The organism is Nocardia salmonicida (assembly GCF_036142455.1).
Taxonomy (GTDB): Bacteria; Actinomycetota; Actinomycetes; order Mycobacteriales; family Mycobacteriaceae; genus Nocardia; species Nocardia salmonicida.
The window spans coordinates 6,451,993-6,473,900 of the sequence record NZ_CP108014.1; the positions used below are offsets into that span (position 1 = coordinate 6,451,993).

The 21,908-nt window shown below is 68.2% G+C and carries 20 protein-coding genes; 14 read left to right on the forward strand and 6 right to left on the reverse strand.

The genetic code is table 11. From position 1 onward, the window contains the following. The first annotated feature begins 24 nt into the window (after positions 1-24). Positions 25-576 carry a hypoxanthine phosphoribosyltransferase gene (gene hpt, locus OHS03_RS30155; RefSeq protein ID WP_056819061.1) on the forward strand — a complete coding sequence of 184 codons (552 nt, stop codon included), beginning with the start codon at positions 25-27 and terminating at the stop codon, positions 574-576. Here hpt and OHS03_RS30160 read toward each other — a convergent pair. Then, the gene (locus OHS03_RS30160) at positions 554-2,470 is read right to left on the reverse strand and encodes a serine/threonine-protein kinase (protein WP_328658730.1); all 1,917 of its coding nucleotides are present in this window, start codon (positions 2,468-2,470) and stop codon (positions 554-556) included. The genes hpt and OHS03_RS30160 overlap by 23 nt on opposite strands. A 51-nt stretch (positions 2,471-2,521) precedes the next feature. Next, positions 2,522-4,927, reverse strand: coding sequence for a protein kinase domain-containing protein (locus OHS03_RS30165; RefSeq protein WP_328658732.1), 2,406 nt, complete (start codon positions 4,925-4,927; stop codon positions 2,522-2,524). Between the two features lie 223 nt (positions 4,928-5,150). Between OHS03_RS30165 and OHS03_RS30170 the strand changes: the two genes are divergently transcribed. After that, positions 5,151-6,497, forward strand: a complete 1,347-nt coding sequence (locus OHS03_RS30170) for an amidase (RefSeq protein ID WP_405151480.1) — start codon at positions 5,151-5,153, stop codon at positions 6,495-6,497. A gap of 7 nt (positions 6,498-6,504) precedes the next feature. Here OHS03_RS30170 and OHS03_RS30175 read toward each other — a convergent pair whose 3' ends face one another. The 3 genes from OHS03_RS30175 to OHS03_RS30185 all read right to left on the reverse strand — a co-directional run bounded on the left by OHS03_RS30175 (position 6,505) and on the right by OHS03_RS30185 (position 9,729). Beyond that, entirely contained in the window at positions 6,505-7,401 is an 897-nt protein-coding gene (locus OHS03_RS30175; protein WP_056819057.1) for a LysR family transcriptional regulator, read from the reverse strand. Positions 7,402-7,786: 385 nt separating this feature from the next. Beyond that, entirely contained in the window at positions 7,787-9,337 is a 1,551-nt protein-coding gene (locus tag OHS03_RS30180) for an aldehyde dehydrogenase family protein (protein WP_328658736.1), read from the reverse strand. Positions 9,338-9,456: 119 nt separating this feature from the next. Continuing rightward, positions 9,457-9,729 carry a DUF2277 domain-containing protein gene (locus OHS03_RS30185; protein WP_056819053.1) on the reverse strand — a complete coding sequence of 91 codons (273 nt, stop codon included), beginning with the start codon at positions 9,727-9,729 and terminating at the stop codon, positions 9,457-9,459. Positions 9,730-9,854: 125 nt separating this feature from the next. Between OHS03_RS30185 and OHS03_RS30190 the strand changes: the two genes are divergently transcribed. Further along, on the forward strand, positions 9,855-10,712 hold the full coding sequence (locus OHS03_RS30190; protein WP_062991379.1) for a DUF1266 domain-containing protein: 858 nt from the start codon (positions 9,855-9,857) through the stop codon (positions 10,710-10,712). A gap of 23 nt (positions 10,713-10,735) precedes the next feature. Here OHS03_RS30190 and OHS03_RS30195 read toward each other — a convergent pair whose 3' ends face one another. Beyond that, positions 10,736-11,725, reverse strand: a complete 990-nt coding sequence (locus OHS03_RS30195; RefSeq protein WP_328658737.1) for a hypothetical protein — start codon at positions 11,723-11,725, stop codon at positions 10,736-10,738. Positions 11,726-11,949: 224 nt separating this feature from the next. Here OHS03_RS30195 and ftsH point away from each other — a divergent pair, with 224 nt between their 5' ends. From ftsH to OHS03_RS30250, 11 genes are all read left to right on the forward strand, one after another. Continuing rightward, on the forward strand, positions 11,950-14,322 hold the full coding sequence (ftsH, locus tag OHS03_RS30200; RefSeq protein WP_328658739.1) for an ATP-dependent zinc metalloprotease FtsH: 2,373 nt from the start codon (positions 11,950-11,952) through the stop codon (positions 14,320-14,322). A gap of 213 nt (positions 14,323-14,535) precedes the next feature. After that, a complete protein-coding gene (folE, locus tag OHS03_RS30205) occupies positions 14,536-15,150 on the forward strand; it encodes a GTP cyclohydrolase I FolE (RefSeq protein WP_328664482.1) in 615 nt (204 codons plus the stop codon). After that, complete coding sequence (gene folP / locus OHS03_RS30210) at positions 15,147-16,031, forward strand: dihydropteroate synthase (RefSeq protein ID WP_328658741.1); 885 nt, start codon at positions 15,147-15,149, stop codon at positions 16,029-16,031. The genes folE and folP overlap by 4 nt, the downstream gene beginning before the upstream one ends. Beyond that, a complete protein-coding gene (gene folB, locus OHS03_RS30215) occupies positions 16,028-16,450 on the forward strand; it encodes a dihydroneopterin aldolase (protein WP_062992622.1) in 423 nt (140 codons plus the stop codon). The genes folP and folB overlap by 4 nt, the downstream gene beginning before the upstream one ends. Then, positions 16,447-16,986 (forward strand): 2-amino-4-hydroxy-6-hydroxymethyldihydropteridine diphosphokinase, encoded by a 540-nt coding sequence (gene folK, locus OHS03_RS30220; RefSeq protein WP_328658743.1) that lies wholly within the window; start codon positions 16,447-16,449, stop codon positions 16,984-16,986. Before folB ends, folK begins: the two co-directional genes overlap by 4 nt. Next, positions 16,980-17,453, forward strand: coding sequence for a DUF3180 domain-containing protein (locus OHS03_RS30225; RefSeq protein ID WP_062992626.1), 474 nt, complete (start codon positions 16,980-16,982; stop codon positions 17,451-17,453). Before folK ends, OHS03_RS30225 begins: the two co-directional genes overlap by 7 nt. A 68-nt stretch (positions 17,454-17,521) precedes the next feature. Further along, the gene (locus OHS03_RS30230; RefSeq protein WP_328658745.1) at positions 17,522-18,604 is read left to right on the forward strand and encodes a DUF6779 domain-containing protein; all 1,083 of its coding nucleotides are present in this window, start codon (positions 17,522-17,524) and stop codon (positions 18,602-18,604) included. Between the two features lie 61 nt (positions 18,605-18,665). Continuing rightward, the gene (locus OHS03_RS30235; protein ID WP_407942424.1) at positions 18,666-19,706 is read left to right on the forward strand and encodes a Rossmann-like and DUF2520 domain-containing protein; all 1,041 of its coding nucleotides are present in this window, start codon (positions 18,666-18,668) and stop codon (positions 19,704-19,706) included. Next, complete coding sequence (gene panC, locus OHS03_RS30240; protein WP_056819035.1) at positions 19,706-20,662, forward strand: pantoate--beta-alanine ligase; 957 nt, start codon at positions 19,706-19,708, stop codon at positions 20,660-20,662. Before OHS03_RS30235 ends, panC begins: the two co-directional genes overlap by 1 nt. Positions 20,663-20,674: 12 nt before the next feature. Then, positions 20,675-21,094: an aspartate 1-decarboxylase gene (panD, locus tag OHS03_RS30245; RefSeq protein WP_056819033.1), complete on the forward strand. Its 420-nt coding sequence runs from the start codon at positions 20,675-20,677 to the stop codon at positions 21,092-21,094. A 22-nt stretch (positions 21,095-21,116) separates the two neighbouring features. Then, positions 21,117-21,899, forward strand: a complete 783-nt coding sequence (locus tag OHS03_RS30250; RefSeq protein WP_056819031.1) for a type III pantothenate kinase — start codon at positions 21,117-21,119, stop codon at positions 21,897-21,899. The last annotated feature ends 9 nt before the right edge of the window (positions 21,900-21,908 follow it).

Consider the following 21,908-nt stretch of genomic DNA (forward strand, 5'->3'; position numbering starts at 1 on the left):
TGCCACGAAGGGACACCCACTTCCGTGTACGGAGACGACATCGCATCGGTGCTGATCACCGAAGACGAGATCAAAGCCAAGATCGAGGAACTGGCCGAGCTCGTCGCCAAGCGATACCCGCCCGATTCCCCCGAAGGTGACCTCCTGCTGATCTGCGTCCTCAAAGGCGCGATCTTCTTCATGACCGACTTCGCCAGGGCGCTGTCGATTCCCACCCAGCTCGAATTCATGGCCGTGTCGTCTTACGGTTCGTCCACCTCGTCCTCGGGCGTCGTGCGCATCATGAAGGACCTGGACAAGGACATCGCGGGCCGCAACGTCCTGATCGTCGAGGACATCATCGACTCGGGTCTGACCCTGTCCTGGCTCAAGCGCAACCTGTCCACCCGCAACCCGGCCTCGCTGGAAGTAGTCACCCTGCTCCGCAAGCCCGACGCCTTGCGCACCCCCGTCGACGTCGCCCACGTGGGCTTCGACATCCCCAACGAATTCGTCGTCGGCTACGGCCTCGACTACGCCGAGCGCTACCGAGACCTGCCTTACATCGGCACCCTCAACCCAGCCGTGTACTCCTAGTTCTGACCGGGGGATCGACGACTCTGATCAGTGCCCGGATATCGGCTTCGATCGCGCGGAACAGCACGTACGAGCCGATGAAGGCGACGACGCTGCCGAGGTAGACCGCGCGCAGCGAGACCAGGGTCGGCAGCAGGTCCTCGGTGGGGAGCAAGGTGATGGCGACCATCGCGATCAGCGGGATGGACGCGGCTACCGCCAGGTACCAGCCGCAGCGCTGCAGGAGTCCGCGCAGCGTTGCGGCATCGGTGTGGAACAGGTGGCCCTGCTGGAGGAAGATCGGGTAGACGCAGCGGACCATGTAAAAGGTGATGAGGAAGAACGCGTAGGTCGCCGCGACCGCGCAGCCGATGGCGTTCGACGTCAGGAATTGCACCGTGGTCCGGGCCTCCAATTCGCCGGTGCTCGCCTTCACCGTGGCGGGCAGAATCGCGGCTGCGGTGATCCAGAACAGCAGCGCGACAACAACTGCCCGGTCACCCAGAAGTAGCGATTGCCTTCCGGCCCGCCCCAACTCGTCGGTACTCACGCGCCGTCCCGCTCGCAATGCGCGCGGGATGAGGATCGCGTGGCGGGACAGGAAGACCAGCATCACCGCGCCGAGGGCGAACGAGATCACGTTGGTGACCACCGAGACGATGTGCAGCGCCTCGCGAGCGGCGGGCTCGAGCCGATGCACCAGCAGGCCGGAGTTCTGCCAGGTCTTGTATCGCACGGCGAGCGCGTTGGGTACCGCGATCGCCAGTGCCATCAGCACAACCATGAAGGGCCGCAGGCGAATTCGATAGGAACCAGCGGGTGGGTCGACCAGGTTTCTGCTGCGGGGGTCGAGGCACAGATCGAACTGTTCGGCGAGAACGGTGCCATCGGGCCAGCGGTCTGTTCGTTCGGGTTCCAAGCAGCGCAGCAACACTCGACGCAGTGCGGGCGGGCAGTTCGGCGGAAGTTGCCGCAGCGCGGAACTACTCACGCCCGCGCGCCGTGCGGCGAGCATCGCCTCGAGTCTGGTCTGATCGCCCCAGGCCGGGTCGTCGGCACCGGTGTCGTCGAATGGTTTTGTGCCGGTAAGTAATTCCCACAGCAGCACGCCCAGCGAGAAGAGATCGGAGCGAGCTTCGAGGTCGGCGGCACTGCGGTCGTGGCCGGGATGGCTGGCCTCGAGCTGTTCGGGCGACATGTACGCCAGCGACCCGCCGAAATACGAGAGCGGGCTGGTACCCGCGTTCTCGCTGAAACTGATGTTGAAATCGGCGAGCTTGGGCACACCCTCGGCCGTGAGCAAAACGTTCGCCGGCTTCACATCACGGTGGAGCACACCCCGGTCGGCCGCGTGATCCAGCGCCGCGGCCAGCCGTCGACCCAGCCAGGCCACGGTGTCGGGCCAGCTGAGGTCGGCGATCTCGCGGCGCACGCTCGAATCCGCGGGACGGATTTCGCCCTTCTCCGTCATCGCCGCGTCGATCGCGTCGAGCAGGAGTCGGCCGCTGCGTTCGGCGGGTGGGGTCGCGCGGACCCAGCGCAGCAGGCCCAGCAGGGTGCCGCCGGGCAGGAATTGCATGTACAGCAGGCGCAGGCGGGGTGAGCCGTCGTCGGGCGGATCGAGCACCAGCTGATCGAAGACTCGCACGATGTAGTCGTGGTCGAGCTGGGCCAGGGTTTGTGGCTCGGTGCCGCTGTCGGCGGAGATCTTCACCGCGACCAAGCGCTGCATCGAGCGTTGCCGGGCGAGGAAGACCCGGGCGAACGCCCCTGAACCGAGCTCGGTGAGCAGCTCGAAGTCGCCTACTCGCGCGCCCACCTCGAACCGGTCGAGCCCGCGACGAACGGTGGGGTGCATGGTGGCGGTGCGGTCGAGCGAGGGGCGGGTCGCCTCGGTGATCACTGTCGAGCTCACGACGGGGGATACGGACGCGGGCGCGCGGAAGTTCATCCGTGCAGGGCAGCGTCAGCTGACTACGCGTTCCAGCGCCTTCAAGTCGGCTTCGAGTGCTCGGAACATCAGGTAGGAGGCGATGAAGGCGAAGATGCCGCCGACGCAGAGGACCCGGACGGCGACGATCACGGCCGGGATATCGCCGGGCGGGAGGAAGGTGACACCGGCTACGGCGAGCAGAGGGACCGAGGCCGCCACCGCGAGGTACCAGGTGCAGCGGCGGCTCAGCGCGCGCAGCCAGATGCCGTCGTCGGTGCTGGTTTCGCCGTGCCGAAGGAAGATCGGGTAGATGCAGCGGACCAGGTAGAACGTCACGAGGAAGAACGGGTAGGCGACCGCTATCGCGCCGCAGACCAGCAGGGACGCGAGGAAGTGGACCACGGCGTGGCCGGGGACGTCACCCGCGGCCAATTGCAGGGCGATGGGGAAGGTGAGTCCCGAGATCGCCCACAGCGAGAACGCGACGATCACGACCCGATCGCCCATGCGCAAGGTGTCGTGTCTGGTGCGGCGCAGGGTCGGCGGGTCGTAGCGGCGGCCGTGGCGAAGGCCGCGCGGCACGGAGAGCACGAAACGGGCGAGGTAGATGAGCATCGCGGCGCCCAGTGGGAAGAAGACCAGGTTCACGCCGGCGGTGATCACGACGAACGATTGCTGGGCGGTCTCATTGAGCCGACTCACCACCAGGGTCTGGTTGTGCAGGATGTTGTACCAGGACGCCAGTGCGTTGGGGATGCCGATCGCCAAGACCATCACCAGCAAGGGCCATTTGCGCCACACCATCCGCCAGCTGTTCGGCGGCGGGTCGACGAGGTCGCGGGCGCGCGCGTCCAGGCACAGGTCGAACTGCTTGGCCAGCACCGCACCCTCGGCCCAGCGGCGCGACCTGTCCGGGTCGAGGCAGGTCAGCAGGACCCGGCGCAGGGCAGTGGGACAGTTCGCCGGAACCCGGTCAAGCGCGGCCTGGTCGACGCCGACGGTTCGGCGTTCGAGCATCGCTTCGAGCGTGGTTTCGTCGCCACGACCCTCGGCGGCGGCGGTGCTGTCGTCGAAGGGCTTCGCGCCGGTCAGCAGTTCCCACAGGACCACACCGAGGGAGAAGATATCGCTGCGGGTGTCGAGGTCGGCGGCGCTGCGGCCGAGGCCGGGGTGGCAGGCCTCGAGCTGCTCGGGCGACATGTAGGACAGCGATCCGCCGAAGTAGGCGACCGGGCTGGTGCCCTCGACGCTGCGGCTGAAGCTGATGTTGAAGTCGGCGAGCTTGGGGACGCCCTCGGCGGTGAGCAGCACATTCGCCGGTTTCACATCACGGTGCAGCACACCGTGCGCGGCCGCGTAGTCCAGGGCCTCGGCCAGCCGCCTGCCCAGCCAGGCCACCGTTTCCGGCCAGGTCAGGGCGGCGATCTCGGAGCGCACGCTCGAATCGGTCGGGCGGATCTCGCCCTTCTCCTCCATGGCCGCGTCCACGGCGTCGAGCAGCAGTTTGCCGCTGCGTTCGGCGGGCGGGGTCGCGCGGACCCAGCGCAGCAGGCCGAGCAGGGTTCCGCCGGGCAGGAACTGCATGTAGAGCAGACGGAGGCGACGCGAACCCGAGGGCGCCGAGTCGGTGTCCATCAGTTGCTGGTCGAACACGCGCACGATGTAGTCGTGGTCGAGCTGGGCCAGCGTCTGCGGCTCGGTGCCGCGGTCGGCGGAGATCTTCACCGCGACCAGACGCTGCATCGAGGTCTGCCTGGCCAGGAAGACGCGCGCGAACGCACCGGAACCGAGCCCGGTGAGCAGCTCGAAATCGCCGATGCGCTGGCCGATTTCGATGCGGTCGAGCGGCTCGAACGACCCGGGATTCGAGAGTGCGTCCGTCGACGACGTCGCGGCCGAGGTGGCGGTCGCGGTGAGGTCGAGCTGCGGGCTGGTCATCTGGGTACTACGGGTCGAGTCCAGCGTTTGGTTCACCGTCGCGTCGAGATCGTCGGCCCGGTGGGTGCTCTGGTCGAGTTCCTCGGTATTGAGCAGGCCGCGCAGACTGGCCGCCTGCTCGGGGTATTCGCGCAGACAATCGCGCGGATCCACGCGTTCGCCGCTGTGCCTGCGGATGACGAATTCCTCGAACACCAGCCCGGCGGGCAGCGATGCCCGATCGAGCTCGGGGAACTCGGCGCAGTAGTTGATCAGTCGCTTGCGGGCGATGTCGGTGCCCGTGTGATGCAGCCAGCGCTGGCGCAGGTCGACGCGGATCAGTTCGTGCAGCGCCTGCGCGCGCAAGGTGGCCGCGTCGGGAAGGAACTCGGCGATCTCGGGCGGGTGCTCGGCGGCCGTGCCCCACGCGGCGGCGAACGCCTCGACCATGTCGAAGCGCACATTCGTGCCCCGACCGGGCGTCGCGTCGGGTTGTTGCCCGCTTGCGGTGCTATCGCTCATCACCCGACCTAAGTGTTCGCGCGGATCGGTGCGAAATTCATTCCGCCACACCCGCCGCCATCGCCGGAGAGCTGTACTAGAAATGATAACTTGCGCCTCTAGAGCTGATCACCCGAATTTCGACGACCATGCGACGGGGGCGAATCCGCAGATGAACGAAGACCTCACAGCGGTAGCATGGGAGTCCGTCGACGACGACGGCGTAACGGACGCTGAGGTGACGATGGACTCGTCCCGCCCTGCCGACGAATACCCCATCGGGGGCCCCGCTGCAGCACTGGCTGCCCGGGTCCGCGCGGGTACCATCACGCCCGCCGACGTCACCGCCGACGCACTGGCCCGCATCGCCTCGGAGAATCGCAAGATCAACGCGTTCACGGTGGTGCGAGGCGAGCGGGCAAGGGCCGAAGCGCGCGAACTGGCCGCCAGACAAGACCTCGACGAGCTCCCGCTGGCCGGTGTGCCGGTGGCGGTGAAGCAGAACATCGCGGTGGCGGGGGAGCCGACCCGCGCGGGTTCGGCGGCCACCTCCGCCGAACCGGCCGACGCCGATCACCCGGTGGTGGCCAGGTTGCGGGCCGCGGGCGCGATCGTCGTCGGGTTGACGGCCATGCCGGAACTCGGATTGTGGGCGACTACCGATTCCGAAGGAAGTGTCACGCGCAATCCACGCGATGTCGGCCGGTCGACGGGTGGATCCTCGGGTGGCGCGGCCGCCGCGGTGGCCGCCGGACTCGTCCCGATCGCGCACGGCAACGACGGCCTCGGTTCTATCCGGGTGCCTGCCGCGGCGTGCGGAGTTTTCGGCATCAAGCCGGGTAGACATGTCGTGCCCTCGCAGATCGGCGCCGATTCCTGGGCCGGACTCGCCGAGAACGGCGTCCTCGCGACCACGGTGTCGGACGCGGCGCTGGCGCTTTCGGTGTTGGCGGGCCGCTCCGACCTGGCCGAACTACGCAAACCGCAGCGACTACGTATCGGACTGGCCGTGGCTCCGCCGTCGCGACTGGTCCGCATGGATCGGCATTGGACGGCGGCGGCGCGCACCGCGGGTGCGCGCGCGGCAGTGGCCGGGCACGAGGTGCAACCGGTCGAGCTGCCTTACGGCGATGCGGCGCTGCTGATGCTGCTGCGCTGGCCGAGCGCTGGTCTCGGTGACGCCGACGCGCTCCCGAAGCCCGAACTACTCCAGCAACGGACCCGACGTCATCTTGCGCTCGGCAGAGTGATCCGGCGGCTCGGTCTGGTCCGTCCCAGCCAGATCGACCGGACCGAAGCCAGACTGCTCGAATTCTTCGAAGACTTCGACGTGGTGATCACGCCGACGCTCGCCGCGCCGCCGCCGAAGGCCAGACAGTGGAGCGGGCGCGGTTGGCTCGCGAACGTCGTGTCCTCGGTGCGCTACGCGCCGTTCACCGGACTGTGGAATCTGCTCGGCTGGCCCGCGGCGTCACTGCCGATGGGTACTCACCCCGAGGCGCATACGCCGTTGGCCGCGCAACTGATCGGTCCGCCGGGCAGCGAGGCCACCTTGCTCGGCCTCGCCGCCCAACTGGAACTGTCGAACTAGGCGCGCCCTAGACCGCGATCGGCTGCGGCTGCGGTGTCGGCTCGGAGAAGCCGCCGTCGACGGCGCGACCGGCGAATTCCAGAATGGTCGGGCGAGTGTCGTCGGCCCGCCACGCCACCGCCAGCTCACACGGGGTGAGACCGGCGACCGGACGCGCGGTGAGCCCGGGCCAGCGGTACATCGGCACATTGTTCTCGGCCAGCAGGCACACACCGAGGCCGAGGCTCACGGCCTCCAGCTTGTCCTCGGGGGTGGCCGCCTCGGCGCCGATCTTGGCCGCCTTGCCGCCACGGGCGTCGTTGCCGAGCCAGAAGTCGCGGACCGCGCCCGCTTCGGTGGGCAGGGCGACGAACGACTCGTCGAGCAGATCGGCGAACTCGATGCTTTCCTGCTCGGCCAGGGGGTGCGTCTCGGGCAGCAGCACCCAGCGCGGCTCGGTGCGCAGCACCTGCCAGCGATAACGGTTGGGGTCGGGCAGCGGCAGCCAGACCAGCGACAGGTCGGCCTGTCGACCGGCCAGACCGCTGGACGGGTCGTTCCACGACGCCGCGTGCAGGGCGAGACGATGCCCGCTCGCGCTCTCGAGGTCGTTGAGCAGGCCGCGGCCGAGTGCGGACTGGATACCGACGCGCAGCACCTCGCCCGCTTCCTGGAGGGACACGTTGGTCACCTCCCACAGCTCGAGGATCTTGCGGGCGCCTTCGAGGAGTTCCTTACCGGCGACGGTCAGGGCGACACTGCGCTGGTTGCGGTCGAACAGGACCACGTCGAGCTGGCGTTCGAGCTGACGGATCTGGCGTGACAACGTCGGCTGAGCGATGTGCAGCCGCTGTGCGGCGTTGGTGAAGTGCAGTTCCTCAGCGACGGCGACGAAATACCGCAGATCGCGCAAATGCGGGTCCATAGCACCTTGCTATCAGAATCAGTCGGGAAAATCCAGCCAAAACAGGCAAGGAAGTTCGCGGAAGTGGATCAAAACAGTCACCAGGTTGGTAATGCACAGCATATGGCCTGACATGGTGAGCTGCACCATCGGATTGCGTTTTGTTCACTGCGATCGGTCGCTGAGCGGATCGACGGCGAAGCTGGGCGGCTGACCAGCGAAAATGCGTCGACATTCACACTCGCTGCCCGAATGTAAGCCCCGCCGTGTCGCCGTCGGGCACGCCGAAAGGTGCCGCTGACCACGGCGTGCGGTACGGGGAGGGCTTGGTCGGTGACGTTGATCACAAAAAGTTTCGAGCGGCGAATCCGGCTGCGCGCGAGTACGCGTCGCAGCCGGAAGTCAGCTAGTCGCTCTTCTTCAGGCGCAGCACCGTCGGCAGGTCGATCCGGCGCATCCCGCGCGCGCCGGCGGCCCGCATCGCCGCGACCGCGAAGACCAGCTTGTTCATGTCATAGGGGTACCAGAACAATTCCTTGCCCATGGTCGGCAGTTTCGGCTTCGTCATCGCCTGCGCGCGACAGTATTTCCGCAGGCCGGACGCACCGCCCCAGCGCGCGCCGACGCCGGACAGGCCCCAGCCGCCCATCGGCATCGCGGGATTGAACAGGTTCGAGAACACATCGTTGATGTTCACCGCGCCGGTGTTCAACTGCCTGGCCACGCGTTCGCCGCGTGCCTTGTCGCCGGTCCAGACCGACGCCGAGAGTCCGTAGATCGAGTCGTTGGCCATCCGGATCGCCTCGGCCTCGTCGGCCACCTTCATCACCGGCAGCGTCGGGCCGAAGGTCTCCTCGGCGACGCACGACATCGAGTGGTCCACATCGACGAGCACGGTCGGCTCGAAGAAGGTGCCGACGCCGGTGCGTTTGCCGCCGGTGGTCACCCGGGCGCCCGCGGCGATCGCGTCGTCGACGTGGCGCTGCACGATCAGCACCTGGTTCTCGTTGGCCAGCGCGCCGACGTCGTTGCTCGACTCGCGACCGTCGGCGCCCTGGCGCAGCGCGGCCACCGCCGCGGTCAGCTTCGTGACGAACTCGTCGTAGACCGGCGCCTCGACGTAGACCCGCTCGACGGAAATGCACACCTGACCGGCATTGAACATGCCGCCGAAGGCGATGCCGTGCGCGGCGCGGTCGATGTCGGCGTCGGCGAGCACGATCGCCGGGTCCTTGCCGCCGAGCTCGAGGCTGTAGGGCACCATGCGCTCAGCGCAGGCGGCCGCGATCTTGCGGCCGGTCGCGGTGGAGCCGGTGAACTGGATGTAGTCGGTCTTCTCGACGACGGCCGCGCCGGTCGCGCCCGCGCCGGTGACCACCTTGAACACCGGCGGCGCACCGATCTCGGCCCAGCCGCGGGCCAGCTCCACCGCCGACAGCGGCGTCACCTCCGACGGCTTGAGGATCACCGCGGCGCCGGCGGCCAGCGCGGGGAACACATCGATCGCGGGCATCGCGAGCGGGAAGTTCCACGGCGTGATCACCCCGACCACGGGGTACGGGCGATAGGCGACCGTCAGCGTCTTCACCCGCGCGAGCGGGCTGTGTGGGGACGGGTGATCGTCGGCGAGGAATTTGGCGGCCCGGCGCGCGTAGTAGCCGAGGATGTCGACCGCGAACGCTGGATCGATGATCGCGTCGACGCGCGGCTTGGCGGTCTCCGACTGCAGCACCGCGGCCAGGTGCTCGGTGTTGTCGATCAGCCAGTCCTGCATTTTCAGCAGCCACTTCTTACGACCGGCGGGCCCGATCGCCTCCCACTCGGGCTGGTACAGACGCAGCTCACGGACCGCGGCCGCCACCTCGTCCGGCGGGGTGACCGGCACGGTGCCGGCGAGTTCGCCCGTCGCCGGATTGTGTACTTCGATCACCGCGGTGGTCTTGTCGAGTTCGCTCACTGGTCTTTCTCCTTGTGCATCCGCTGAATTCGATCCACCGACTATTGCGGCACGACCAGAGGAAATGGCGTGCCCGCTCAGGCCAATTAGAACACGTTGCAGTATGGAGTTCGCCGATCCTACGAAGTCTCGCTGACCTCGTTTTCGCGGGCCGCGATCCGGCGCAGCGGTGGCTCGGTAGGCGGCGGGACTCGCCGATCGGGCAGTTCCGCCAGCAACGCCGTGGTGGCCGCGGCGATAGCCGCGACCGCTTTGTCGACCGCGGGCTTGGTGGCGCTACTCAGGCCGGAGATGCCGCCGACTTTGCGCACATATTGCAAGGCGGCAGCGTAGATCTCCTGCTCGGTGGCGGCAGGCTCCAGACCACGCAAGACGGTGATATTTCTACACATGTCAGAACCATAGACCTGTGCGGCATGACACGACAGGTGAAGAATGAGGCGATCTGAAAATCTCGTAATGCAGGTGAGATTCGCAGGCCGCACGTGATCGCGGTCACCGCACTAGACTCGGCCGCATGCCTGCCAGGGGAGTACCAGCGCTGACCACTTTTCCGTATCCGGAACTAGACGAGCGCGAAGAAGACCACTGGTCGGGCGCGGGAGTGAGCGACGACGAGCTGCGCGCGCTCGCGCTCGGAGCCTTCTACTCCACGCGCTGGGACGCCTTCCACGACGCCATGCTGCTCGGCCCCGAACGCGAGCACCCGCTCGGTGACCGCCGTGAACTCGCCATCGACACTCTCACCGGCGCCTGGGGCATCACCGACGGCACCGAAGCCCGCGCCTCGATGGAGCAGTTGCTCGAAGGCATGCACGCACCGTTGTATTCGCTGGTGCATCCGCTGGTGATGGCCTCGGTCAACGCCAGCGAGCGCGACCGTTTCGGTGAGCGTGCCGACAAGCAGCGCGCGTTTCTGCGTCAGGTCGGTTCGTTTCGGGGGATGGACAATCCCGAGGCGCTGGTCCGCGACTACGACATCTGGGCCCAAGCCATCAAGATCGGCTTCACCGACCACCTATCGCGTCCGCTACCCAACGACATCCACGCCTGGGACCTGGCCCGCGTCGTCGCGGTGGCCCGCATGGCGTTCACCGCGGGATATATCGACGCCGACGTGGCGTGGGAATACTGCATGCGCGCGCTGGTGCCCGCGCAGCGCCGCTACCGCAACTGGCGTCAGTTCGGCGACGCCTACCTCACCGGCTGGACCTACTGGCAGGCCACCGAGGACCTCGCCGAGCTGAAGAACGGCGGCGTCGACCGGCGGATGGAACTGGTGCGCCTGTGGACCCGGCCGACGAGCCCGTGGCGCCGTATCGAGCTCAACGAGCCCGAGCAGAAGGCGGAAACCGAAGCAGCCGAACCGAATTGATCATTCGGTTCGGCCGCCGGTGACTACAGGCTGCGGAGGATCCCGCGGCCGTAGCGCTGGAATTGCGTGTCGTCGACCATGCCGAGCGAATGCCGCTCGACCAGCAGTTCCCACTCCGCGTAGAGCTGGTTGACGCCCGGATCGGCGGGGCCTGCGGCACCGTCGGCGGCCTGTCTGCGGACGGCGAAGTTCACCGCGCAGGTGACCCGCTCGGTGTCGGCGCGATCCACGCCCGCGAAATGCAGGGTGCGATTGCCGTCGTTGATGTCGATGCCCGATCCGCCGTGGCGTGTATCGACCTCACCCGGCGCCGAGCGCGTGCCCTCGATGGTGCGGGCGCCGAGAACGGCGGCCACCGCCAATTCGAAGGCATAGCGTTCGCCGCTGCTGCCGATCGAGATGAACAGCACGCGAGAGGTCGTCGCCGCGAGCAGACCGGTACCGGATCCCGCGGGCGGGGCGGCCACGGCGATCGCCGTTTCCAGGACGTATTCGTCGGGGGTGACGTACCGATTCAGCGCGGTGACGGCCGTACGGGCGTCCTTGCGCGGGGCCATCCGGCGCACGGCGCGCTCGACATCGGCGCGGGTCGGGCCCGACTTTCCCCACTCGGGCGGGGGCGGGGTCAGATCCGGCGCGGCCACGTCGATGCGCTGGGTCGTCATGATCTGGTCGTTGATCCGGTCGACGATGCCGAGGGCGGCAGGCACGTCGTGCTCGGCGATGAGCACCGGAAGGGGAGTGCGGTCGGCGGGAACGCCGGTGAGGACCGCCGTGGGATAACGCAGATATATTTCGATGACCACCGCTTCGTCGGCGCGCCGATTGAGGCGCACCTTGAGCAGGTCGGCAATGGGAACGTCGAGAACACGTTCGCCGTCGGTACCCGGCCGGAGGACGACAAGCCGTCCACCGCCGTGGCGCAGAATCGCTGTGGGTGTTCGTAGCTCGACGATGTCTATACCCCCTGCGCTGTAGTTGTGTCGTCGCCCACGATAAGGCGGGCATGACATGATTGTGGCCACTTGCCACAACCCGGTCGGAGCGTTCGGGAACCTCTTGCGTTCTCCGGCCGTTTACCAGTGCAACTGCACCAGCAGCCGAACTGCGCGATGTATCGAACTAGACCGTACGCGGTAACGTGGCATGTCCGCATCCGAAACCCGCCGATCTCGACGCTTCGCAAGCACACCCGGAGTAATAACCGGAAAGGACTGGGCCGTCCGGCCGACGCTCTATGAACCGCAAGACAGTGTTTCGCACCTTGGCGATCATCTCGGGCATCATGCTCATGATCTGGCTGTTCAGCTTTCTCAGCGATGACACGCGCGGTTGGGAGAGTGTCGACACTTCCGTTGCGCTGACCCAGCTCGAGGACAAAGCGAACGTCAAGAACGTGCAGATCGATGACAAGGAGCAGCAGCTCCGCATCGAACTGAACAACGGCAACGAGGCCACGAGCAACAACTCCAAGATCGTCGCCAAGTACCCCAGTGGCGGGGAGAACTCCGCGCAGGTCCTCAACGCTGTGCAGAAGTCCGGCGCGCCGTACGACACCGTGGTCAAGCAGGAGAGCTGGCTTTCCCAGCTGCTGCTGTTCATCGTGCCGATGGTGCTGTTGGTCGGCCTGTTCATCTTCGTGATGTCGCGCATGCAGGGCGGCGGCCGTGGCGGAATGATGGGCTTCGGAAAGTCCAAGGCCAAGCTGCTGACCAAGGACATGCCGAAGACCACGTTCTCCGACGTCGCCGGTGCCGACGAGGCCGTCGAAGAGCTCTACGAGATCAAGGACTTCCTGCAGAATCCGGCCCGCTACCAGGCGCTCGGCGCGAAGATCCCCAAGGGCGTGCTGCTCTACGGGCCGCCCGGAACCGGTAAGACGCTGCTGGCCCGCGCCGTCGCGGGCGAGGCCGGGGTGCCGTTCTTCACCATCTCCGGTTCGGATTTCGTCGAGATGTTCGTCGGTGTCGGCGCCTCCCGCGTGCGCGACCTGTTCGAGCAGGCCAAGCAGAACAGTCCGTGCATCATCTTCGTCGACGAGATCGACGCGGTCGGCCGCCAGCGCGGTGCCGGCCTCGGCGGCGGTCACGACGAGCGCGAGCAGACCCTCAACCAGCTCCTCGTCGAGATGGACGGCTTCGGCGATCGCTCCAACATCATCCTGATCGCGGCCACCAACCGGCCCGACATCCTCGACCCCGCGCTGCTGCGTCCGGGCCGGTTCGACCGGCAGATCCCGGTCGGCAACCCCGACCTGGCCGGTCGCCGCGCGATCCTGCGGGTGCACTCGGCGGGTAAACCGATCTCGCAGGACGCCGACCTCGAGGGCCTGGCCAAGCGCACCGTCGGTATGTCCGGTGCCGATCTGGCCAACGTCATCAACGAGGCCGCGCTGCTCACCGCGAGGGAGAACGGCACGGTCATCACCGGCGAATCGCTCGAGGAGTCGGTCGACCGCGTGATCGGCGGCCCGCGCCGCAAGAGCCGCATCATCAGCGAGCACGAGAAGAAGATCACCGCCTACCACGAGGGCGGCCACACCCTGGCAGCCTGGGCGATGCCCGATATCGAGCCCGTCTACAAGGTCACCATCCTGGCGCGCGGCCGCACCGGCGGTCACGCCATGACGGTGCCGGAGGACGACAAGGGCCTGATGACCCGCTCGGAGATGATCTCGCGGCTGGTCTTCGCGATGGGTGGCCGTGCGGCCGAGGAACTGGTGTTCCACGAGCCGACCACCGGCGCGTCCTCCGATATCGACCAGGCCACCAAGATCGCCCGCGGCATGGTCACCGAGTACGGCATGAGTGCCCGCCTCGGCGCCGTGCGCTACGGCCAGGAGCAGGGCGACCCGTTCCTCGGCCGCTCGATGGGCGTGCAGGCCGACTACTCGCACGAGGTCGCCCGCGAAATCGACGAGGAGGTGCGCAACCTCATCGAGGCCGCGCACACCGAGGCATGGTCCATCCTCAGCGAATACCGCGAGCAGCTCGACGCGTTGGCCACCGCGCTGCTCGAGCGCGAGACGCTGCACCGCAAGGATCTCGAGACGATTCTGGCCGGTGTCGAGAAGCGTCCGCGGATCACCGCGTTCAACGATTTCGGTGACCGGCATCCGTCGGACAAGCCGCCGGTGAAGACGCCGGGCGAGCTGGCCGTAGAGCGCGGCGAGCCGTGGCCGCCGGTGCAGCCCGCTCCGGTGCCGGTGCCCAACGGGGCGCCGCCGGTCGAGCCCAACGGGTACCAGGGTCAGCCTTACGGCCAGCCCGCACCGCCCGCGGCCGGCTACCCGCTGCCGACCGCGCCGACCCAGGCGTTCCCCCGGCAGTCGGGGACGCACGGTTCGCGGCCCGATTACGGTGCACCGGCGGGTTGGTCGGCTCCCGGCTGGCCGCCGCGCGACGAGCAGCAGCCACCGCAGCAGCAGCCTCAGCAGCCGCAGCAACAGCCCCAACCGTCACAGGATCAGGGCAGTGCCTGGGGTCGACCCGAGCAGCAGCCGCGGCACGCCGGCGACGGCTTCCAGCCGTGGGGCGTCCAGCCGCAGCCGCCCGCGCGTGACGCCGATCCTGAGAACAAAGACTGGGAAGGGCCGAACGGCCGCCACTGACCGGTGGCCAACTACGCTCGAACGTCGAATGCCGGACGATTACCGGCGTCGACACAGGTTCTCGGCCCGCACTGAAGGATTTCGGCGGTGCGTCCCGGTTCGCCAGGGACGGACGTGGTGAACAGGGCCGAGAACCGCGGCGCCAGCCGCAAATATCACGGAGGTGCGGAGAAGTTGTCGGCCAACAAGCAGGATCTCGATCCGGCAGGTGAGCTGGGTGCTACGAGTCCGTCGGTGCTGACGGCGCTGGCGACCGGTTTGCCGTTCGATCAGCAGCGCGCGGAGAACGCGGTGCGTGAGCTGCTGATCGCGGTGGGTGAGGATCCGGACCGCCCCGGTCTGCTCGATACGCCCGCACGGGTGGCGCGCGCGTACCGGGAGATGTTCGCCGGGCTCTACACCGAGCCCGACGCGGTACTGGCGACCACGTTCGACGAGGGCCACCAGGAACTCGTGCTGGTCCGCGACATCCCGATGTTCTCCACCTGTGAACATCACCTGGTCTCGTTCCACGGCGTCGCGCACGTGGGTTACATCCCCGGCTCGCACGGCCGGGTGACGGGGCTGTCGAAGCTGGCCCGCGTCGTCGACCTCTACGCCAAGCGCCCGCAGGTCCAGGAGCGGCTGACCAGCCAGATCGCCGACGCGGTGATGCGCAGGCTGGATCCGCGCGGGGCGATCGTGGTGATCGAGGCCGAGCACCTGTGCATGGCCATGAGGGGGATCCGCAAGCCGGGCGCCAGCACCACCACCTCGGCGGTGCGCGGCCAGCTGCAGAGCGATGCCGCCTCGCGATCCGAGGCGCTGGACCTGATCCTTCGCAAATGAGCGAGCCACTGGTGACCGCCCGTGACCACCGTTCGTGTGTGGTCATGGGTGTGGTCAACGTGACCGCTGATTCCTTCTCCGACGGCGGTCGCTACCTCGATCCCGAACTCGCGATCGCGCACGGTGTCGAGTTGTACGAGGCAGGCGCCGACATCGTCGATGTGGGTGGTGAATCCACCAGGCCGGGCGCCGACCGGGTCGATCCCGCCGCCGAGGTCGCTCGCGTCACCCCGGTGATCCGCGGGCTGGTCGCCGCGGGCGTGCCGACCAGCGTCGACACCATGCGCGCCGAGGTCGCCGAGGCGGCGCTGGAGGCGGGCGTCTCGGTGGTCAACGACGTCTCCGGCGGCCGCGCCGACCCGAACATGGTGAAGGTCGTCGCCGAAGCCGGTGTGCCGTGGATTCTCATGCACTGGCGGGCCGGCGCCGACTACCGGCACACCGGCCCCGCCGACCACTACGACGACGTGGTCGCCGAGGTCCGCGCCGAACTCGACGCCCAGGTCGAACTGGCTGTCGCCGCCGGGGTGACCCCGGACCGGCTGATCCTCGACCCCGGCCTCGGTTTCGCCAAGAACGCCGAACACAACTGGGAACTCCTGGCCGCCCTGCCGGAACTGGCGGCGCGCGGCTTCCCGATCCTGATCGGCGCCTCCCGCAAACGTTTTCTCGGCGCCTTGCTCGCCGACGATTCCGGCCCCCGGCCCCCTGACGGCCGAGAAACCGCCACCGCGACGTTGTCCGCCTTGGCCGCCACCCACGGCGCCTGGGGTGTGCGCGTCCACGACGTCCGTGCCTCCCTCGACGCCATCGCCGTCGTCGATGCCTGGCGTCGAGCCGCCGAAGCCCGTGCCACCGCCGCCCGAGGAGTCCATCGATGAACCTGCCCCTGCTGCCGCCGCCCGCAGGCAGGTCCGCGTCGTCGCGGATCGAGCTGCTCGGGCTGACCGCGTTCGGCAGGCACGGTGTGTTCGATTTCGAGCGTCGTGACGGCCAGGAGTTCGTCGTCGACCTGACGGTATGGGTCGATTTCGCCGCGGCCGCCGCGTCCGACGACCTCGCCGACACGGTCGACTACGGCGCGCTCGCCGAGCGTGCCGTTCGCATCGTGACCGGTCCGCCGCGCAATCTGATCGAGACCGTGGTCTCCGAGATCGCCGACGACGTGATGGCCGACCCTCGGATCGAGGCGGTGGAGGTGGTCGTGCACAAGCCCTCGGCGCCGATCCCGCACACTTTCGCCGACGTGCGCGTGGTGGCCACTCGGTATCGCACGGTGGTCCCCGGGTCGCGGCGATGACTCGCGCGGTGCTCTCGATCGGCTCGAATCTGGGCGATCGGCTCGCGCATCTGCGCAGCGTCCTCGACGCGCTGGGGGAGCGGGTCGTGGCGGTCTCGCCGGTGTACACCACCGCGCCGTGGGGCGGCGTCGACCAAGACGATTACCTCAATGCTGTTGTCGTAGCGGAAGATCCGGCCTTCGACGATTACGCGTGGTTGCGGTTCGGTCAGCAGCTCGAGCAGGCGGCGGGCCGTGTGCGCGAGATCCGCTGGGGTGCGCGCACCCTCGACGTCGACGTGGTCCAGTGCACCGACGACACCGGCGCCGCGATCGCCCGCGCCACCGACTCCACGCTGATCCTCCCGCACCCGCAGGCCCACAACCGGGCCTTCGTGCTCATCCCGTGGCTGGCCGTCGAACCGTCCGCGCACCTGCTCGTCGACGGCGTCGCCCAGCCGATCGCGGAGTTGCTCGCCGGACTCGACCGGTCCGAGAAGGACGGCGTGGTCGTCACCGATCTGGTGCTGCGTGACGAAAGCGCCCGCCCGTGCTGAAACCCACCCGGGTACTCGACCTCGCGCTGAACGTGGTGGTGGCCGCCGCGGTGGCCTGGGTCGCCACCCGGTTCGCCTATTCCAGCTTTCCGTCGATCTCGGTGGCCGCCGGTGCCTCGCTGCTGCCGGTCGCCGCGATCGAGGCGGCGCTCGGCTTCGCGATCAAGGCCAAGATCGCCGATGAGCAGATCGGCGACGGCTCGGGCCAGATGCACCCGATCAACGTCGCCAGGGGTGTGGCGTTGGCCAAGGCGTCGTTGCAGGTGGGTTCGCTGGCCGCCGGTGTATGGCTGGGTTTCCTGCTGTGGGTTTTCCCACAGCGCGGCACCGTGACCGCCGCCGCTGCCGATTCGCCGGGCGCGGTCGTGGGTCTGCTGGCCGGTTCGACCCTGGTTGCTGCGGCTTTGTGGCTGGAGTATTGCTGCCGGGCGCCCGAGGACCCGCACGACGACCCCGCTACTACATAGCAACTTGCGAATGGAATCACCGCCACCTTTGGTGGGCCGACCAGCCGATTCCGGCTACCCTGGCCCTCATGGTTTCACCCTCCCGCAGCACGGCGCCCCGACGACGGCGGGACGACGCGGGAAAATTCTTCGTCGGTTTCCTCATCCTGCTCGGTCTGACGGCCAGTGTTTTCCTGATCTTCAGCGAAAACGTCCAGTACGTCAGGATCGGCCTGGTAGCAGCCCTGTGGGCAGCGGTGATCGGCGCGCTCGCGGCCACCCGCTACCGCAAGGACGCGGCCGTCGACAAGGCGAAGGTGCGCGATCTGCAGACGGTGTACGAGTTGCAGCTCGAGCGCGAGATCAACGCGCGCCGTGAGTACGAGATGGGTGTCGAGGCGAGGGTGCGTGCCGAAGTCGGCGCCGACTCCTCCGAAATCGCCGCGTTGCGCGCCGAGCTGACCCTGCTGCGCCAGAATCTGCAGGTTCTCTTCGACGGCGCGCTGCCCGACGAGCAACCTGCGCTGCAGGCCGACGCGGTGCGGATCGACGCGTTGCCCGCCGGTGGCTTCAATGCCTTCGACGAGCCCGACCACGATTTCGACGTTAGCCCCGAGGATGCCACCGCCGCCTGGTTCGGCCCGTGGCAGCAACCGCCCAGCGCACTGAAACCCGTCTTCATGCAACCGGTTTCGGCCAATTTCGCCGACCCGTACGACGACCCGGTCACCGCGGAAACCTCCGCCGTCCAGCTGGACGAGTACGCCGAAACCCAACAGCAGGCGGCCACCCCGCCGCAGCCCGCCGCCCCGCAGCCCGCCGCGCCGACCACATCATCGGGGAAGACGCCCCCGCCCCGGCTGTCCTCGCCGAACACCCGCAAGGTGGCCGACACCGTCCTCCCGGCCGAGCCCGCCACCAACGGCGACTCGTCGACCCCGGCTCCCGCCGAGCCCGTCGCCGAGCCTGTCCCGGCTCCGGTCGCCGCGGCCGAACCCGCCCCGGCAGCCACACCCGACCCGGAACCGGCCCAGCCCCCGGCCACCCGCCCCGACAAGGCCCCAGCGGTCGGCACCAGCTCCCGTCGACGCCGCCGTGCCGAAACCGAAGGCACCGCCCGCCTATCGGTGGCCGACATCATGGCCAACCTGGAATCGGAATCCACCCGCTGACGCACCACACCACCTAGATCCGGCCTGGAGACGCGGGGAGGCGTAGATCACGGCGGGGGTGATGGCGCCTCGCCCACGAACCCCTCTATCCTCGACTCGTAACGTCTGGTACCCGCACCGCGGGACTGGAACGCAAATCGAGAGGACAACGTTGACCTCGAGAAGTGTCAACCCTGATGGCGCGACCACGAGTGTTGACCCAGCGCCCGCACGACTGACGGTAGGAATCGTCTCGGCGGGACGAGTGGGTTCCGCACTCGGCGTAGCGCTCGAGCGAGCCGGCCATGTGGTCTTCGGCGTCGCCGCGATCTCCGACGCCTCGGTGCATCGCGCCCGTACCCGGCTGCCAGAGGCCCAGGTGCTGCCGATCGAACAGATCGCCCAGCGCAGTGAACTGCTCCTGCTCGCCGTTCCCGATGCCGAACTGGCCGGGCTGGTGCGCGGGCTCGCCGGTGCGAACGTCGTGCGCCCCGGCACCATCGTCGTGCACACCTCCGGCGCGAACGGTGTCGCGATTCTCGAGCCGCTGACGAAACAGGGCGCGCTCGGCCTCGCGATCCATCCCGCCATGACCTTCACCGGCCACGACGAGGACATCGCTCGCCTGGCCAACGCCTGCTTCGGCGTCACCGCCGCCGACGAGGTCGGTTACGCCATCGCGCAAGCGCTGGTGATCGAGATGGGTGGCGAACCGGTTCGCGTCGAAGAGAACCAGCGTTCGCTCTATCACGCCGCTCTCGCGCACGGCAGCAATCACCTGGTCACGGTCATCGTCGACGCCGTCGCCGCGCTGCGCGAATCCCTGTCCGGCCCCGGCCTGCTCGGCCAGCCGATGGTCGACGATCAGCCCGGCGGCCTCCCCGAACGGCTGCTGGCCCCGCTCGCCTCGGCGGCGCTCGACAACGCGCTGCGCCGCGGCCAGGCCGCGCTGACCGGCCCGGTCGCCCGCGGTGATGTCGACGCCGTCGCCGCCCACCTCGCCGCGCTCGAGCAGGTCGACCACCGCCTGGCCGAGGCATACCGGGCCAACTCGCTGCGCACCGCCGAACTCGCACAAACCGATCCGGCACTGCTGGAGCTCCTCGCCAAGGAAGGCCACTGATGGAACCCCGAGAAGTGCACCACCACCAGGGCGGCCCGCGCGCCACCGGCGCCTTCAAGGCAGGCGTCCTGACCGTGCACCACAACCCCGAGGTGCTCGACACCGTCGCCAAGGCTCTGCGCGGCGCCGGGCGCACGGTCGGCTTCGTGCCGACCATGGGTGCGCTGCACGAGGGTCACCTGGCGCTCATCCGCCAGGCCAAGCTCGCCAACCAGGTCGTGATCGTCTCGATCTTCGTCAACCCGCTGCAGTTCGGCGCGAACGAAGACCTCGACGCCTACCCGCGCACCCTCGACGCCGACCTCGAACTGCTCCGCACCGAGGGCGTCGACCTGGTCTTCGCGCCGACCGTCTCCGATATGTACCCGGACGGCATGCGCACCACCATCCAGCCAGGCCCGCTCGGCGCCGAGCTCGAAGGCGGCAGCAGGCCGACGCATTTCGCGGGCATGCTCACCGTTGTCGCGAAGCTGCTCAACATCACCCACGCCTCCGAGGCGTATTTCGGTGAGAAGGACTACCAGCAGCTCACGCTGATCCGGCAGATGGTGCGCGACCTGAACATGGACGCCAAGATCGTCGCCTACCCGACGGTCCGTGAGCCCGACGGCCTCGCCCTTTCCTCGCGCAACCGCTTCCTCGACGCCACCCAGCGCGAATCGGCGCTGGCGCTGTCGGCCGCGCTCGCCGCGGGCCGTCACGCCGCCGGCCTCGGCGCGGACGCGGTCGTGCAGACCGCTCGCTCGGTTCTCGACGCGGTCGACGGCCTCGACGTCGACTACCTCGAACTGCGCGATGCCAACCTCGGCCCTGCCCCCACCGCGGGCAACGCTCGTCTGCTGGTCGCGGCCAGAGTCGGCGACACCCGCCTGATCGACAACGCTGCTGTAGTACTGGGCGCCCAAATCGATGGACACCCCGACGCGAACTCCCTGCCTGCCTCGCAGGCGCACTGAAAGGCGACGACGATGTTGCGCACCATGATGAAGTCGAAGATCCACCGTGCCACCGTGACCCATGCCGACCTGCACTACGTCGGCTCGGTGACCGTCGACCAGGACCTGCTCGACGCCGCCGATCTGCTCGAGGGTGAGCAGGTCTGCATCGTCGACATCGACAACGGCGCCCGCCTCGAGACCTACGTGATCGCCGGCGAGCGCGGTTCGGGCGTGATCGGCATCAACGGCGCCGCCGCCCACCTCGTGCACCCCGGTGACCTGGTCATCCTCATCGCCTACGGTCAGATGGACGAGGCCGAGGTCCGCGACTACGACCCGAAGGTGGTCTTCGTCGACGACCACAACCGTCCGGTGGAGCTGGGCAGCGACCCCGCGCACGCACCGGAGGGCTCTGGCCTCACCTCACCGCGTTCGCTGTCGTTCGTCTGAGCCGGGCGGGGGACCCAGGGCAATGCTGCTGACGATCGACGTCCGCAACACCGGTATCGAACTCGGTCTGTTCTCCGGTAGTGGCGAACACGCGAACCTGGTGCGGCACTGGCGGATTCACACGAATCCGCTGATCACCGCGGACGAGTTCGCGATGCAGGTGCGCGGCCTGGTCGGCGAGGATCTCGACCGGATCGTCGGCGTCTCCGCGCTGTCGACCGTGCCGCCGGTGCTGCGCGAACTGCGCGCGATGCTCGCGCGCTACTGGTCGCATGTGCCGCACGTGCTGGTGGAACCCGGTGTGCGAACAGGCATTCCACTGCTGGTCGACAATCCGAAGGAAGTCGGCGCCGACCGCATCGTCAACTGCCTCGCCGCCTTCCGCAGCTTCGGCGGGCCCGCGATCGTCGTCGATTTCGGCACCGCGATCTGCGTCGATCTGGTGTCGGCCAAGGGCGAATTCCTCGGCGGGGTGATCGCGCCCGGTGTGGAGATCTCCGCCGAGGCGCTGGTGGAACGCAGTGCGATGCGCCGCGTCGAGCTGGCGCGGCCACGTTCGGTGGTGGGCAAGAACAGCATGGAGTGCATTCAGTCCGGCGCGATTTTCGGCTTCGCCGGTTTGGTCGACGGTCTGGTCGACCGCATCCGCGACGAATTCGACGCGTTCGCGGGCACCGATGTCACCGTGGTCGCCACGGGGGCGGGCGCACCGCTGATCGTGCCGGAGTCCGAGACCATCGACCAGCACGTCCCACATCTCACGCTGACGGGACTGCGTCATGTCTACGAGCGCAACAAAAAGTAGTGTCTGCTA